General features: G+C 26.0%; 13 protein-coding genes. 6 read left to right on the forward strand and 7 right to left on the reverse strand.

The features are described 5' to 3' along the window. Positions 1-32: 32 nt before the first annotated feature. Entirely contained in the window at positions 33-299 is a 267-nt protein-coding gene (locus BM119_RS08135; RefSeq protein WP_090040449.1) for a metal-sensing transcriptional repressor, read from the reverse strand. A 347-nt stretch (positions 300-646) separates the two neighbouring features. Between BM119_RS08135 and BM119_RS08140 the strand changes: the two genes are divergently transcribed. After that, a complete protein-coding gene (locus BM119_RS08140) occupies positions 647-1525 on the forward strand; it encodes a hypothetical protein (protein WP_090040451.1) in 879 nt (292 codons plus the stop codon). Positions 1526-1796: 271 nt separating this feature from the next. Here the strand turns inward: BM119_RS08140 and galU are convergent, their stop codons facing one another. Both galU and BM119_RS08150 read right to left on the reverse strand, forming a co-directional pair. Continuing rightward, the gene (gene galU, locus BM119_RS08145; protein WP_177199356.1) at positions 1797-2663 is read right to left on the reverse strand and encodes a UTP--glucose-1-phosphate uridylyltransferase GalU; all 867 of its coding nucleotides are present in this window, start codon (positions 2661-2663) and stop codon (positions 1797-1799) included. 260 nt (positions 2664-2923) lie between these two features. Next, positions 2924-3349 carry a CBS domain-containing protein gene (locus BM119_RS08150; RefSeq protein WP_090040455.1) on the reverse strand — a complete coding sequence of 142 codons (426 nt, stop codon included), beginning with the start codon at positions 3347-3349 and terminating at the stop codon, positions 2924-2926. A 390-nt stretch (positions 3350-3739) separates the two neighbouring features. On the opposite strand from BM119_RS08150, the gene BM119_RS08155 reads away from it, so the two are divergent. Both BM119_RS08155 and BM119_RS08160 read left to right on the forward strand, forming a co-directional pair. Continuing rightward, the gene (locus tag BM119_RS08155; RefSeq protein ID WP_090040456.1) at positions 3740-4129 is read left to right on the forward strand and encodes a YtxH domain-containing protein; all 390 of its coding nucleotides are present in this window, start codon (positions 3740-3742) and stop codon (positions 4127-4129) included. A 17-nt stretch (positions 4130-4146) separates the two neighbouring features. Further along, complete coding sequence (locus tag BM119_RS08160) at positions 4147-4485, forward strand: hypothetical protein (protein WP_090040458.1); 339 nt, start codon at positions 4147-4149, stop codon at positions 4483-4485. A gap of 617 nt (positions 4486-5102) precedes the next feature. Here the strand turns inward: BM119_RS08160 and BM119_RS08165 are convergent. Continuing rightward, a complete protein-coding gene (locus tag BM119_RS08165) occupies positions 5103-6002 on the reverse strand; it encodes a 3'-5' exonuclease (RefSeq protein ID WP_090040460.1) in 900 nt (299 codons plus the stop codon). A 343-nt stretch (positions 6003-6345) separates the two neighbouring features. Here BM119_RS08165 and BM119_RS08170 point away from each other — a divergent pair, with 343 nt between their 5' ends. Continuing rightward, positions 6346-7467 carry a glycosyl hydrolase family 8 gene (locus BM119_RS08170; protein WP_090040461.1) on the forward strand — a complete coding sequence of 374 codons (1122 nt, stop codon included), beginning with the start codon at positions 6346-6348 and terminating at the stop codon, positions 7465-7467. A 145-nt stretch (positions 7468-7612) separates the two neighbouring features. Here the strand turns inward: BM119_RS08170 and BM119_RS08175 are convergent, their stop codons facing one another. Then, entirely contained in the window at positions 7613-8995 is a 1383-nt protein-coding gene (locus tag BM119_RS08175; protein ID WP_177199357.1) for a LexA family protein, read from the reverse strand. Positions 8996-9451: 456 nt separating this feature from the next. On the opposite strand from BM119_RS08175, the gene BM119_RS08180 reads away from it, so the two are divergent. After that, entirely contained in the window at positions 9452-10900 is a 1449-nt protein-coding gene (locus BM119_RS08180; RefSeq protein ID WP_090040465.1) for a hypothetical protein, read from the forward strand. 184 nt (positions 10901-11084) lie between these two features. On the opposite strand, the gene BM119_RS08185 is transcribed toward BM119_RS08180, so the two are convergent. Next, positions 11085-12836 carry a DUF262 domain-containing protein gene (locus tag BM119_RS08185; protein WP_090040467.1) on the reverse strand — a complete coding sequence of 584 codons (1752 nt, stop codon included), beginning with the start codon at positions 12834-12836 and terminating at the stop codon, positions 11085-11087. 367 nt (positions 12837-13203) lie between these two features. On the opposite strand from BM119_RS08185, the gene BM119_RS08190 reads away from it, so the two are divergent. Continuing rightward, positions 13204-13761 (forward strand): biotin transporter BioY, encoded by a 558-nt coding sequence (locus BM119_RS08190; protein ID WP_090040469.1) that lies wholly within the window; start codon positions 13204-13206, stop codon positions 13759-13761. Positions 13762-14129: 368 nt separating this feature from the next. On the opposite strand, the gene BM119_RS08195 is transcribed toward BM119_RS08190, so the two are convergent. Beyond that, a complete protein-coding gene (locus tag BM119_RS08195; protein WP_090040471.1) occupies positions 14130-15914 on the reverse strand; it encodes a MutS family DNA mismatch repair protein in 1785 nt (594 codons plus the stop codon). Positions 15915-15963: the final 49 nt, after the last annotated feature.

Here is a 15963-nt window from a genome sequence, read left to right on the forward strand (position 1 = left end):
TTTCTCACCACCTATTTCTATTAATGCATAAATTATTTACTTATTAGTTTATTTAAAACACTCATAACCTCTTTTATTTTTTCTTCTCCTCCATCATGCAAAAATGCTTCTTTTACACAATGATTCATGTGATTTTCTAATATTATCATATTTGCTCTTTTTAATTGAGCTGATGCCGCTATAATCTGATTTGATATATCAATACAATATCTTTCTTCATCAATCATATTTATAATTCCATCTATTTGTCCCCTTGCTGTCTTAAGAGCTTGTAAAGCCTTTTTTCTTTCATCATTCACAAAATTACCTCCCCACCCCCCAGGGGTGCTATTTGATTTAATTATAGTTCTCTTAATTTAAAATTACAATACTTTTTTAAAATTTTTTAAACATTTATATACTTTATCCTATATCTTCCTCTATAAGCCCGTCTAAATTTATGTTAAATTTATTATTGTAATCTAAGTTATTAGCTTGCGAATTCGCTATAATCATTTTTTAAAATCCCTCAAACAAATAATAACTATTATTATTTATAATAATAGCATATTCTATTCTTTATTTGTACATAATGTTATTTGTACTTTATGTTGAAAATATGTGTATTTTGTAATATCATTTCTATATAGGCAAGGAGGTTTACGCAATGAAAAAAGCTTTTAAATTAATATTACCAATAATAGCTACTAGTATGTTGTTTTCTGGTTGTTCTAATATAACTTTCAGCGATTTAAAAACAACTACTGTTGAAGATAAAAAACTTGATCCTCAACTTTCAAAGGCTATTGAAACAACTAAGTTACTTGATAATTTTACTCAAAGTGGAGTAATTAATATGGAATTCTCAGGATTAACTCAAGGCTCATCTACTGATAAAAATATAAGACTTGAATTTGATATTGTATCAAAAGATAATGGAAGCAATTTTTATAAAAAAACTGTTGAAAATAAATCATTAACATCTGAATTATATGTGAATGATAACTCATTATTACTAAAACCAATAAAAAACGATAAATTTGTAGATATGAGCACTACTCCAAAATTTACCGAAATGATTGGTGACATATATACCCTTAGTGATCAGCCTTACAACTTATTAGCTGACAAATTGTTATCTAAATTAAGCGAAAGATCATTGGACTTTAAGGATTCCACCATAAATGCAGATGGAAGGGATATAAATGTTAAAACTTTAGAAGAAACTATACCTAGCAAAGATGTCCATGATAATTTAATTAATGTTGCTAAATCCTTTTTAGGTTATCAGTACAAAACTGAAAAAGATTTACAATCTGCCATAAAGGGAATTAAATTATCTGACGTAAAAACAAACGTATATATTAACAAAGAAGATGTAATTCATGCTATGGACATATCTTTTGACATGACTATAGATAATAAAACTACTGTGAAATTTAGAAGTTCAACTCATTTAACAGGATATAATAATTCCAAAATCAAGTTACCTTCTATTGATAAGCAGGATATAATATCTTTTGAACAATATACTAAAAAGAAATAGCTAACTAAAAAATTCATAAAAATGAGTGGGTATAAGCATTAGCAAACTATCTGGCGAACATCAATCATTCTTGTTATAAAAAACATTGATGGCGTTAATAATTCCAATCTGTTCGAAGCGAAGCAAGTTGTCGGAATTTAGCCATTAATGCTTTTTATTACTTAGAATGATATGTGTATCCAGCTAGTTCGTGTTGCTTATACCCACTCACTTTTTATATATATTTTTATTTGAATTGCAAGTTTTTCTTAACTTACAACTCAAATAAAATCTATTTTAAAATAGATTTTAAGTATTCTTCAAATTCCTCTTTAAGTTCTGGTCTTCTAAGTGCATACTCTACAGTTGCCTCTAAAAATCCTAACTTATCTCCAACATCATATCTTCTTCCTTCAAAATCATACGCATACATAGCCTCATGTTGTATTAATGTTAACAAAGCATCTGTAAGTTGAATTTCACCATTTTTACCTGGTCTTGTGTTTCCTAATATTTCGAATATCTTAGGAGTTATTATATATCTTCCTAATATTGCAACATTAGTTGGTGCTTCTTCCACAGATGGTTTCTCTACAAGTCCCTTTACTTTATACACTCTATCTTCTATATGTAGACCATTAACAATGCCATACTTTGAAACATCTTTTTCTGGAACTGTTTGAACTCCTAGTATAGATGTTTGATATTCTTCATAACAATCCATAAGTTGTTTTAAGCATGGTTTATTTTCGTTATAAACTATATCATCACCTAAAAGCACTGCAAATGGTTCATCTCCTACAAAAGTTTTTGCACAATTTATAGCATGACCTAGTCCTTTAGGTTCCTTTTGTCTTATATAGTGTATATCTACCATATCTGATATATCTCTCACAAGTTCTAAAAGTTCATCTTTACCGCTTTTTTCTAATTGCATTTCAAGCTCTATTGATCTATCAAAGTGATCCTCTATACATTTTTTATTTCTTCCCGTAATTATTAATATTTCCTCTATTCCTGATTGTATAGCTTCCTCTATTATATATTGTATCGTTGGCTTATCTACTATTGGTAGCATTTCCTTTGGTTGAGCTTTTGTTGCTGGAAGAAATCTAGTACCAAGTCCAGCTGCTGGTATTATAGCTTTTCTTATTTTCATTTTTACACCTCTATTTGACATTTGAAAATTTATAATTCTATGTCTTAATATTCTCTTTATATATTATTATAATACTACAATTATTCTTTTAATCCTTCTTTAGTTATACATTTGAATTAGTTTAAAAGTCAATCTTTTACTTACATTTAAATATAATTAAATTCACTAGAAAAGCATTGATATAGTCATAAGTTTTAATATTTTATTAAAACTATCTAACTTCAATGCTTTTCTATTTAAAGATTTCTACTACTCAAATTTTATATTATCTTTCTTTTTTCTTCTTTAGGTATGGCATTATAACAATAATTTATAATGTCACTTCTTTTTATTATTCCTATAAATATCCCATTATCATCTACAACTGGCACAAAATTTTGACTTACAGCTAAAGATATTAAGTTTTCTATGTCGGAATTTATGGTTACTGGTTTATGCTTTCTTTTTCTTGGAATATCCTCTACCTTTACCTTATTGGTATTTTTAAAGTTAAGATCTGGAGTAGATTTAAGTTTCCATAGCAAGTCGCCCTCAGTTAAAGTACCAACATACTTTCCTGCATTATTTATTAATGGTATAGCCGTATAACCGTGATACTCCATTCTCTCCATAACTTGTCTCATGGTAGATTCTATATCCTCATAAATAACCTCACTTTTTGGTGTTAAAAAAAATGCTATATTCATGGCCCATCCTTTCCAAAAAATATAGAATTTTATTAGAGTAATACTACTATAAATATATAGTATATCTTAATTTTTAAATAACATTATTTTACTCTAATATTAAGTTCAATATTTACTCTTTACTTATATTATTGAAATATTAGTATATTTCAATCACCTACATTTTATCATATATACACACTACTTTTCCATATCAAAACACTAAACAAACTTTTAATTTTTATGTAGTTTTTGTTAACTTATTAAAAAGTTTAATTTACTGTTAATTTAAAAATAAATCACCAGATATTTATAGCAAAATTCCCCATATTCTGATATACTCATTAGTATAAATTCATTTAAAATTCTTAATTTAATATTTTATACTATATAATGGAAGGAATGATTTACATGTTAAAAAATATTATCGCTCAAAAAAGAAAAGAAGCAGAACTAAAAAACAAAAAATTAGCAACTAAAAAATTGGCAACTGGAGCTGGTATAGGTATTTTAGCTGGAGCTGTTGCTGGAATACTAATGGCTCCAAAATCCGGTAAAGACACTAGAGAAACTATTGTTAACTCTGCTAAAGATTTAAATGGAAATGTGAAAGCTAAAGCTGTTGAAACAAAAGAAACTTTAGCTACAAAATCTAAAGAAGCAAAATTCAAAATCTCTGAATACCTAAATGAAAAGAGAAAGTGTTCAGAAGAAACTACTAATAAAATTGTTTCTGACACTAACAGTTGTCCAGAGTGTGAAGAATGTACTGAAGAAAATGAGTGCAAAGAAAACCAATAATTTTAAGGTGTGATTAAATGATAGCTATATCTACATTAGGATATTTGTTTTTAGGTTTACTAGCTTCTATAGCTTTAGTTTTCATATCTATAGTATCATACAAGCTAATACGCCTTATTTCTAATATAAATAAACTAATTGAAAAAAATGAATCTAATATAAATTCTACATTAAATAATTTGCCTCAAACTAGTGAAAATATAAAAGATATTTCTGATAATGTAAAAGATATTTCTGATGTTGCAGTTGAAACTACTGCTTCTGCTATAGTGGCAAAGGAAAATATAGATACCTATCTTTCTACTTTTAAAGATATTGTATCAATAATATCAAATATATTCTTAAAAAATAAGTAAATTTATCTAAACCTAAAAGTGAGATCTAAGCAACACAAACTACCTAAATACACAAAGTATTTTAAGACATAAAAAAACTTCATATGGCTAAATTCCAAAAGCTTACTAGGTTCAAACAATTGGAATTCTTAAAGCCCTATAAAGTTTTTTTATACCAATAATACTAGTTGTCATCAGATAGTTTACTAATGCTTATACCTCACTTTTTTTAGATAATTTTTTATTATGATATATTGAATTTTAAGTTTTTTTAATGAGCATGAAGAAAAACATCACTAACTTGTAACTAATTAAATTAGTTTACTAATGCTTATCATTCTATCTTCATTAGAATTACTTTAGGCACATTCAAAAAAATAACAAGTCGTATGTTAGTATATTTTGTGCAATACTTCGTCAGCAATATTAGCTCATAGTCTATGCTATGAACTAATATCACTTCCTTGTCTGACACAAAATATACATGGCATCTTGGACTTGTTATTTTCTTTCATGTGCCTTATTCATTGATAGTATTCTTCTTATCTTTACTATCATTTACAAGAACAGATACTAAAGCCGCTACTGCAGCTATTGTTAAAGCAATTTTTGATTTCTTTTTCATATCTTTCACCTCTTTAACTTATTTTCTCTAATTTATAAGAATAGTTCATATACTCTTCTTCAGTTATAACCATTCCGTTGTTTTTATAAACTTTATCTCCACCTAATGTTTGTTTTATTACAACCTCATGTAATACCTTACAATTACATTTTGTGCAATTAGAAAGGGCTACAAATCTCCAATTAAAGAATTTAGGTGGGCATTGAATTTCTAATACACTACTACATTTAGGACATTTTAATTCTATATTATTTTCATCTATACATACATCATCAAAACTATTTAATGTTAAAGCTGGCATATTTAATATATCTTCTACTATATAATTTTTAACTATTCTATAGTTATATATTCGTCTAAACACATCTGCAGTGTACATAGCATCATTTAATGCATCATGAAGTCTTCCTTCATCTTTTCTTATAGATAGTTTTTGTAATGCTCTTTTTAAACTTAGGGATTTCTTTTCCCCCATTACATTAGTGCAATATTCTTGTATATCTATGTACTTTTTGATCCAAGATACATGATTTATATTGTAATAATGGGAATTTCTTATTATTTCAGCTATATCATCCTTTGCCCATGAGCATATTATGTCATCATCTTTAACGAAACCTCCAAGGTTTTCTAAGGCCTCTATAAATGGAACTCCCCTATTTAAATCTTCCTCTTTTATTCCTGTTATTTCTATTATTTTAGGATTGAGAATAGGAAAAATTTCAGGCTTAACATATATCTTAAAGCTATCTAACTCTCTTAAATATTTATCCAGTCTAACTGCTCCTATTTCTATTATCTCATTAGGACATTCCATATTAACAAATTGAGGATATTTACAATAAAATTCTTCATCATATTTTGTTATTTCTGATAGATTATTAAATTCTAAATCTAAAATAATGTATCCCATCTATTTCCTCCTAACTAGTCACCTTACAACTTTAATGTTAAAATATATACTTGAAACGGAATTTATCCGAATATTTTCTTATTGTTTAAAAATTGAAACTATATACTAATTATACCTTATAATTTTAATAATTAATAGAAATTACTATAACTTTATTTTGAACATTACACTTGATTTTTTATCTTATAACTACCCATGTGTAACCCCTGAATCCTCTTACAATGTGTGTTATACTATATGCTAAACCCTTAGACATTTGGATGATGGAAAGAACATACCCTGAAGAAAATTCATTCTATTATTTAATTATAATGTTTCTATCTTTATTAACTAGGAGGCTTGTATGAAGAATAAAAAAAAGTCATTATTTTATAAACTAATAATATTATTTTTAATTTTATTATTAGTTATAGTAGCATTTATATTTTATCCTTATATTAAACCTGTATCATTTGAAAATATGGTAACAAATTCAACACTGCTATCTGAAGGTTTTAAAACTGAAAATTTTATATATAATAACTTATCTAATGATGAAAGTGGAATTTTTACAAATTATGAAGATTCATCTTCTCAGGATGTTGATACTAAAGGTCATTCTGTATTATCAGAATCTCAGGGTCTTATGATGATTCATGGTGTAAATATTAATAATCAAGATATTTTTGATAGATCTTTTAATTATGTTAAGAAAAATATGATCTTAAATAATAATCTTATTAGTTGGCGAACTGAAAACAATGATAAAAATCCATCATCTGCATTTATTGATGATATAAGAATAGCTAAAGCTTTGTGTTTAGGATATGAAAAATTCAACAAGTTTTCGTATAGATATGAAAGTCAAAAATTATCAAAGTCTCTATTAGAAAATAGCTTAATTGATTATGTTCCTAGTGATTTTAGAGATAATTTTGGAACTTCTAAAACCTTCACTCTTTGTTACGGAGATTTACAAGGGATGAACATGTTATCATACTATGATAAAGATTGGATGAAAGTAAAGGAAAATACAAAATCTATTTTAGAAAATGGTAAAATTCCAAATTCTATTTTTTTCAAAAAATCTTATGATATATCTACCAAGACTTATTCAACTGAAAATGAGGTTGAACTCTTATATTCTTTAATGGTTTGGGAAAGTTTAAGTGATGATGGGGAAGATATTTCTCCTATTATAGAATTCATAAAAAATGAAATATCCTCTAATGGATATCTTTGTACTAAATATTCCTTTAATGGTATAGTTACTGAAAAGGTTGAATCTACATCTATATATGCTATAGCTTTAAGGCTATCTGATAAATATGGTGATGGGGAATTATCAACTAAGTTAAGAACTAAACTTCTTAATTACCAAATAAAGAATGGAGAGTTAGAAGGTGGTTTTGGAATGGAACCTACAGAACAATTTTATTCCTTTGATAATCTTCAGGCTCTTTTATCTTTAGTTGAATCTAAATAAGGTAAAGTCATCTAGACATGAAAATAGAATGATAAACATCATTCTATTTTCATTCAGATAATTTTTTATTACAAATAATGCACAATTTAAAAGAAAACATCCTTCATTCTCAATTTTCAATTAATCTAAGTCTTCATTAGATAATTTATATATTTTTTACAACTCCAATAGCAATTCCAATAATAGCACCTTGTTTTTCTATAAGATTTATTGGTTCATATTTTGGATTCTCGGCCATTAAAAATGGTCTTTTTTTATTTATAACAAATCTTTTTAATGTAGCACTCCCATCTAATTCTGCTGCAACAATTTCACCAGAATTGGCTGAAAACTGTTGTCTTATAATTACATAGTCACCATCATTAATATTAGCACCAATCATACTATCGCCCTTTACCCTTAGCATAAAACAATTTTTAATACCCTTAAGTAAATAATTCGGCAAGTTAAATACCCCTTCATTTTCATCAACCATGAGAATAGGCTCACCTGCAGCTATATCATTATATATAATAATTTCTTTTAATTCGCTATTATTTATTACTTCAATTTTTCCATTAGTATTTAAAAATAATTCTTTACTATTTAGATAGTCTCTTTCAAAATCATATTCTCTTTTATGCCTGAAATCTATATATTTGAACTTTTCCATAGTCCTCACCTTATTATTTTTTATTTCTATAGAATTCACTTTTATCTTTTTTTTATCTTTTTTAAAATTAATCGTCTTATATCTATTTTTGAATACACTCTTTAATTTTAAATTAACATCTTCAGCTACAGATATTATACAAGAACAATAGGGTATGTTAATATTAACCATATTGTTTATTGTTCTAATTTCTTGTAAACTAAAATCTTCTCCATGATTTATAATTACATGACTATATGTATTGCTAAATTTTTCTTTTAAATTGTTTAAATAATCCTCGTAATCATAATAATTTTTTTCTTTTAAAATTTTGTTATATTCTTCAAATAATAAATACACAGAGTCTCTTCCTGATGAATTTTTCCTAAGATTTCTTCCTAGTCTAGGTATTGCTATATAGTTTTTTAGATTCATATCCGTGGATTTTATGAATCTTATTTCTTCTATAAAAAACTCTATATTTCTATCCAATATTTTTACTCTTTTAAATTTACTTTTCACATATGGTAGAATTTCTTCTATTATTTTTTGCTGAATGTGACTTTTAATTAATTGCTTATCTTTAATATAACTATTTTTAGTTATATCTAGGAGGGTTTTTATTTCAACACAATTGTTATTTAACATTAGTAAACTCTCATAGAAATTAATCTTGTTTATATTATTATACTTAAGTTTAAGATCTTCTATCTCGCTTTCTCTAACTATAAACAGTATTTTATCATTTTTATACAGACAGTAATTATTCTCCAAAAAACTGATTCTATTTAATATAACATCCTCTTTTTCTTGTATATTATTGCCTTTTACAAATGTTATTAACTTCTTTGGTTTGCTCTCTATAAATTTACTTTCCATTTGTGTAATTTCACTCATTTTCTCCACCTCCATCCCTTATTTTTGTCTCATTCCTCTCTCTAATAGTATAAACTAAGAATGAAAAATTGAAAATTATGGTTGGTTTTTAAACACCATAAAAAACATGCTTTATTTCCAATCCTCCACTTCCAAAACTTGTTACTTCTCACTTAAATCTTGTAACTTATTAAGCTTGTCACTTGCAAAATATATTTTTTGCTCTCTTTTCATCATTAAAACACTAATGATTTACGTATATTTATATTATATATTATGACAAATACCCTGTATATATCTTTGCAGTTTATGACACCTTTAGTATTTTGTGATTTTTTTCCATTTAACTTCTTAAAAAATATAAAAGTTCATCAAATTGCACATGTAATATGTTGATATATAGCTATTGGTTTTTCTTTTCCAAATTTATCCATAATGTTATAATAATGCTTATTATTAGTGCATGAGGTGATGATTTTGTATTACAATATTTCAAATTTGGTTTTAACAATAAACAACGAAACTTTCGAGTTACCTATTCCTTCTCATGTAAACAGCGTAAATATATATGAAGGACTTTACTTAAAGATAACTCCTGAAAATAACATTATAAATTTATCTATTATAAATACTAGTAATAATCCTGTTATTTTAAATAACCTTTATCTTAATACATTTACAGTAGACAAAAATGATTTTGATTGGCATCTTATTTTTGATGAAAATTTATCTAATAATATATCTATTTTGCCTATATCAAACAAAAGTTCATCATATATGTTTTCTATGTTTTTTAGTGAGGATTATCTTAATTTATTAGTAGGCTTTTTAAGCACAAAAAAAAGTTATAATTATATAGATATTGCCTCGAATAAAGAAACTCTTTCTGTAATAGCTTGTTATAATTTCATTGAGGAAATTATAAATCCTAATGAAGAATTTGTTCTAGATAGTATATATTTTTCTAGCGATGTAAATTATATAAATTTAATTACTTCTTATTGTGATACTTTGAAAAAAAATAATAATTTAATTGAGAATTATGATGATAAAATCTATCAAATTTCTAAGCGTAAAATGCCTCAATTTCTTTTTACCTCTACTTTAAATACCTATACTTTAAAAAAGGATTATAATCCTTTAAGTATAAAAATAAACGGCGTCACTATGTATCCTATAGATTTAAACTCTTCTGTTGGAAAAGGACATATACTTATATATATAAATAAGCAATTAGAGAATAAAAACTATATAGAGATTAATAATATTGTTGATTATATACATTTATGTAGAAAATCTAAATCTTTCAATGTTTATAAAGCTTTAAATTTATTATTTGAAGAAATTAAGTATAAACATCCTAATACATTACTTATTATTAATGATTGTCCACTTGGATTAACCTTTGGAAATAAAATTGTTTATATCAATACAGTAAAACCCCAAACCTCTAAAATATTTAATAAATTAATTTATAGATTTGATATGAATTTTCTAATAAAATCTCTATTATTTAACTTAATATATATATATGAAAATAAGTATTCTATAAAGAACACAAAGGTTAAGGAACTTTTAGAAATACTTACAAATTCTCTAAAGCCAGAATACATTTTTGAAAACCCTTGTAAAGAACTTGCTTCTAGCTTAGATAAATCCGATAAAATAATTCCATATATATACAAAGAAAATATTTTCTCTTTTTTAGTAAAAGAGGAAACCCACTATTATATAGCTATATTTAATTTTTCAAAGAAAAAAGCCTCATTTTATTGGGATTTATCTCAAAATATTAAAGAATATTTAACTGGATCAATTATGAAAGATTTATTCACAGGCAATACATTCCAAATATCTAATAATACAATAAATTTAAAATCTATTAACTCTATGGATTGTTGCCTCCTTAAATTAATTGATATCTAAATTAGAACAAAAGGCTACGCCCTTTTTTAGTGACAAGTTACAAATTTATGTTGAAAACTCTTCCTAGGAAGATTTATCCGCAACTTGTAACTTGTCACTTGTCAATTGCCACTCATTAAAGTTCTCAATTTAAAATCAAAAAAGAAAGCCATAAATTAATAGTGGCTTTCTTTTGTCATTAATATTATTTCATCCAAATCTTTAGAGCTTCATCTATAAGATTTTCTTGTCTCTTTCTAACATTTTCTACATTCCAATGTTGTTGTTTAAATATATCTTTATTAATTTGAAATTCACCTTTTTTAAGTACATATATTTTTAACTTCTCATCAAATGCCTTTCCTGAATGTAGAGGATTTTTTGCACCATTTATAAATATAAGGTTTCCTATTCTATCCGCCCATACTTTTCTCTCATTGGTTGTAAATGCATCTTTCCAATAAGCATTAGATGGCCTTCTTGGTAGTATATGCTCTAGACTTGTTTTTGATAAATTAAACTCTAATTTTTTCTTACATGGAGATGTCTTTTCCATTTCCATCCTCATTAGCACATACTTAGGTATCATCATTCTTCCTTTAGTGTAGAAATCTGAATCATTTAAGCTGTTATAGAATAATGCTCTACTATGATTTAATTCTTTAGTAAATATATCACTATTTAATACTTCTTCTAAAGAATTGCTTTCCTCTATTATACTTATTATTCTGTGCAATCTTGAAGTTCTCTCGCTAAAGTTTAGTCCATTTACCCAATCCACAGTTATTTTTCTTTCTAATGTAATTATAAACTCATACAAAGCATTATCATCTCTAAATTTCTGAACAAATTTTACTACAGTACACATCCATTCATTAAATGAGATCCCATCTCTCATTAAATTCATTAGATTATTATAGTAATTTGTTTTAGCTTCATTATTTACATCTATGGTAGCATCTACTATGTATTTTTGATATATATTTTTTATATCTTCTATAGTATCTATAAAATTTTCCCCTCTAAAATTAGGTTCATCTACAAAAACTTTCTTAACATACTCCTCAAATATAGTAGAAGTTGCTTTTTTTCTAAGTTTCAATGTTCTCATGAAGCCTATAAGCATCTCTAAAGTTTCTCTTCCTATTTCGTCTTCCATATCTTCCCATGTTTTTGTATATTCATCTTGTTTTTCTTCGCCTATTGCTCTTAAATTTTCACTTTTTAATAAATCTGAATTCGTAAGAGGTAATCCCCTTGCATTTATAACATTAAATAATCTAAATGCTGATGCAAAGGAATCCGTAGTTATAGCAATTAATACAACTCTCTGAAGCAAGTACATTATAAATGTGTTTAAAAGCTCTTTATCTAAGATACCATCCTCATCATGAAACTTATCTTTAAATATACTTATAGCTTTTATCATACTTTCTTTTGCTTCATTTAAAGTCTCTTCATCTACCTCATTTATTAAACTTGTTCCACCATTTTCTAATATGTATTTTTTAAAGAATTCCTGTTCTTTATCTCTAACTGAAAGTCTTATACTTTCCTTTATTCCCATTAATGCATTTGATTTTTGATATATTAAAGATGATAGTACGTTCTTATACTCCTCATTCTCTATTAAATCTCTTATAACTGCTACTAACATAGTTATTGATGTTAATCTCTGTTGTCCATCTATAACATCGTACAACCCTGATCCATCATCTCTGCTATTCTTTGTACAAAGTATTATACTTCCTATAAAATATGGCTCATAAAGATCAAAGTTGTCCCCATAATCATCTCTATTATTCTCTATTGCATCTATAATATCATCTATAAGCTGATTTATATTTTCTTTATTCCAACAATATTGTCTTTGATAATTAGGTATTTCAAATAAAAATTTATTGCTTAAAAAATCTTTTATGTAATATTCTTTTGCTTTTACTTTTTCACTTCCCATGAAATTCTTCCTTTCGTTTACGCATTACGCTACAATGTTATCTATTTTATCATATTTACTGCATTTTTAAAAATTATTTAGTCCTATATATTTTTATATAGTTTTGTATAAAAATATATTAGGCACATGAAAGGAAATAACAAGTCAAAGATGCAATGTATATTTTGTGTCAGACAAGGAAGTGATATTAGTTCATAGCATAGACTATGTGCTAATATCTATGACGAAGTATGACACAAAATAGACTAGCACACTAATTTGTTATTTTTTTGAATGTGCCTTAGGCATTGAAAGTTATTTCAAATTGGTTTATAATTATTGTAAACTTTAAATAAATTATAGTTTACAATAATAAAGAGGTGACTTTATGAAAGTTAAACATATGATAATTGTCCCACTGTTTTCTGCTTTAGTAATAATAGGCTCTTATATACAAATACCTATTGGACCTGTTCCATTTACCTTACAAACACTTATGGTGGTTCTTAGTGGTATTATACTTGGAAGTAAACTTGGAATGTTGAGTCAACTAATATATATGTTAATTGGTCTTATTGGATTACCTGTTTTTTCTGGAGGTAAAGGTGGTTTTTCGGCAGTAGTATCCCCTACCTTTGGATTTGTAATAAGTTTTATTTTAATTGCATATATAAGTGGTAAAATTATAGAAAGTTCTATTAAAAACTTGAAATTAAAAATTTTTTTAGCTTCCTTTATAGGATGTTTCTCATCATATATAATAGGAATTCCTTACTTCTTTATAATATTTAAATATATTTTATCAAATTCTATACCATTTTATAAAGTTCTTAATCTAACCTTTATACCTTTCATAATAGGTGATTTAATAAAGGTATTAGTTGCAACACTAATTTCAATTTCCTTAATGTCTATACCATATATAAGGAATTTCACAAAGTCATAGAAAATGGCTACACCATTTTTTAAGTGACAAGTTTGTAGTGACAAGTTAATGTTGAAAATTGAGAATGGAAAGTTGAAAGTTATTGTTGAAAACCACTGGTTTTCTTAAAAATATATTTTTTCATTTCAGAAATCTTCCTAAGAAGATTTCATCCTTCATTCTCAATTTAAAATCTGTTTATCCGTAGATTTTATCAGTATATATGTTTCATTAATAAAACTACATTTATATTGTCGTAATATATTAGCAGCACTTGTTCTAAATAAATAAACTTTATTGAATCATATATATCTTAAATTTAAATATTAAATTATTAATTTCTTTATGAATAACGCGAATAAAAACCTCCTTAACTTGTCACTTATAACTTATATTTCTATTCCAGCTAATTTCATTAAATACAGAGCATTTTGAGTTTCTGATACTCCTTTTCTAAGCTTGTAATCAAAATTTATTTCATTATTTTCAAAGTACTCTCTGAAGTTATAATTTCTAATAAAAGAATTCTCATTTTCCATATCACCAAGCTCTAAATCATGAGTTGATACAAGTCCTAATGTATCTTTATTTATTAATTGGTTAATTAAAATTTCTGCTCCTTTATGTCTATCCTTTGAATTTGTACCTTTGAATATTTCATCTAAAAGAAAGAACACTCTTTCTTTGTTGTTTGTTGCAGAAACTATTCTTTTTACCTTTAATATTTCTGCGTAAAAAGATGATATACTCTTTTCTAAGTCATCTCCAGTTCTCATACAAGTATATATGTTCATTTTATTACATATAAATTTGCTACTTCTAACTGGTGCTCCAGCATAAGCTAAAACAAGATTTATTCCTATGGTTCTTAAATAAGTACTTTTCCCTGACATATTTGACCCTGTTATCATCCACATTCTCTCATTATTATTTAGTGTAATATAATTACTTATTCCTTTATTGACCAATAAAGGATGGGCTATATTTTGTGCATCTATTTCTCTATTATTACTGAATTGAGGTATTGTGTATCCTTTCATATCTTTTAATAACATGCTATAGCAACTTAATTCTTCAAATAATGCTATAGATTCTATAATCACTTCTATATTTTCACTATAAGATTTTTTCCAATCATTTAACTTTATATAATAATGATAGTCTAATAAAAAAATCATATTAAGTATTATATAAAATCCATTTTGTCTATTTTTTAATTTTTCCGCAATATTATACAGTTCATTCATTGATTTATAGGAAGATTTATTGTTTTTTGTTAAAGACTCTTTTGTTTCTTTTAAGAGTTCACTACTATAATTTCTTCTTTCTATTAATCTTAATATCTCTTTATATGCATACAAGCTCTTATTTTGTTCTCCAACTAAGTGAAACGCCTCTAATCTCTCTTTTTTATTTAACTGTAGAATTATTACGTTTAGTATAATTAGAATTTCTGGTATAAAGTATGGTATTACCTTAAATGCTGCTAATATAATACTTACTACCGTTGCACCACTTATAACTGATATTAATACTTTTCCAAAGGAAACCAGATTTTCGCATGGACTAGTTATTATATCAATAAGCTTTTTATAACCTATTAATTTATCATTATAGACTAAGGATTTACCGTGTAGTCTTTCCCTAAATACTGTTGTTTTCGATAATTCTTTTACTGCCTCTTGTTTTTTTAGAATGTACTTAACATCGAATTCTTCTTCATCCTTTAATGCTCTAGAAAGTCTTTCTCTTCCCTTAGGGGTCATTGGCATAACTAAAAATTGATATAAAGATCCCTTTCCAAATATGTCAAGATCACTTTCATATGGATGACCTTCTTTCATAAATTCCGTTCCTAAATCCTTAAATTCTTTAAAATCACCTTGAATTCTTTTTTTATTAATTTCATTTATTTCTTTAAGAGCTAAAACCTCTTGTCTCTTATTTAAATATTTGTTGTGAAAGTATACGGCTACACAAAATAAAACAGTAAATATAAGTAAATTTATAACAAACAAAGTAGGTTGCTTCTTTATAAAACAAAGTATCCCTCCAAGTATTAACATTAGAAATATTATTAGCCTTATTCTACTAAAAATACTTACTGTTTTATCTAGCTTTCCTATTAACTTTTCATAAGCATTTATTCTCTTATCATATTTTTGATATTCCATATTTACCTCCTATTATTTATCTGATAACTAGCACCTGTAACCCCATCTG

This window comes from Clostridium frigidicarnis (genome assembly GCF_900111985.1).
GTDB lineage: Bacteria > Bacillota > Clostridia > Clostridiales > Clostridiaceae > Clostridium_Z > Clostridium_Z frigidicarnis.

Excerpts from the sequence above, each read along its gene's own strand:
- BM119_RS08185 (WP_090040467.1), bottom strand. The coding sequence starts at position 12,836 with ATGGGAAGTGAAAAAGTAAAAGCAAAAGAATATTACATAAAAGATTTT.
- galU (WP_177199356.1), bottom strand. The coding sequence starts at position 2,663 with ATGAAAATAAGAAAAGCTATAATACCAGCAGCTGGACTTGGTACTAGA.
- BM119_RS08150 (WP_090040455.1), bottom strand. The coding sequence starts at position 3,349 with ATGAATATAGCATTTTTTTTAACACCAAAAAGTGAGGTTATTTATGAG.
- BM119_RS08155 (WP_090040456.1), top strand. The coding sequence starts at position 3,740 with ATGTTAAAAAATATTATCGCTCAAAAAAGAAAAGAAGCAGAACTAAAA.
- BM119_RS08170 (WP_090040461.1), top strand. The coding sequence starts at position 6,346 with ATGAAGAATAAAAAAAAGTCATTATTTTATAAACTAATAATATTATTT.
- BM119_RS08140 (WP_090040451.1), top strand. The coding sequence starts at position 647 with ATGAAAAAAGCTTTTAAATTAATATTACCAATAATAGCTACTAGTATG.
- BM119_RS08190 (WP_090040469.1), top strand. The coding sequence starts at position 13,204 with ATGAAAGTTAAACATATGATAATTGTCCCACTGTTTTCTGCTTTAGTA.
- BM119_RS08175 (WP_177199357.1), bottom strand. The coding sequence starts at position 8,995 with ATGAGTGAAATTACACAAATGGAAAGTAAATTTATAGAGAGCAAACCA.
- BM119_RS08160 (WP_090040458.1), top strand. The coding sequence starts at position 4,147 with ATGATAGCTATATCTACATTAGGATATTTGTTTTTAGGTTTACTAGCT.
- BM119_RS08195 (WP_090040471.1), bottom strand. The coding sequence starts at position 15,914 with ATGGAATATCAAAAATATGATAAGAGAATAAATGCTTATGAAAAGTTA.
- BM119_RS08165 (WP_090040460.1), bottom strand. The coding sequence starts at position 6,002 with ATGGGATACATTATTTTAGATTTAGAATTTAATAATCTATCAGAAATA.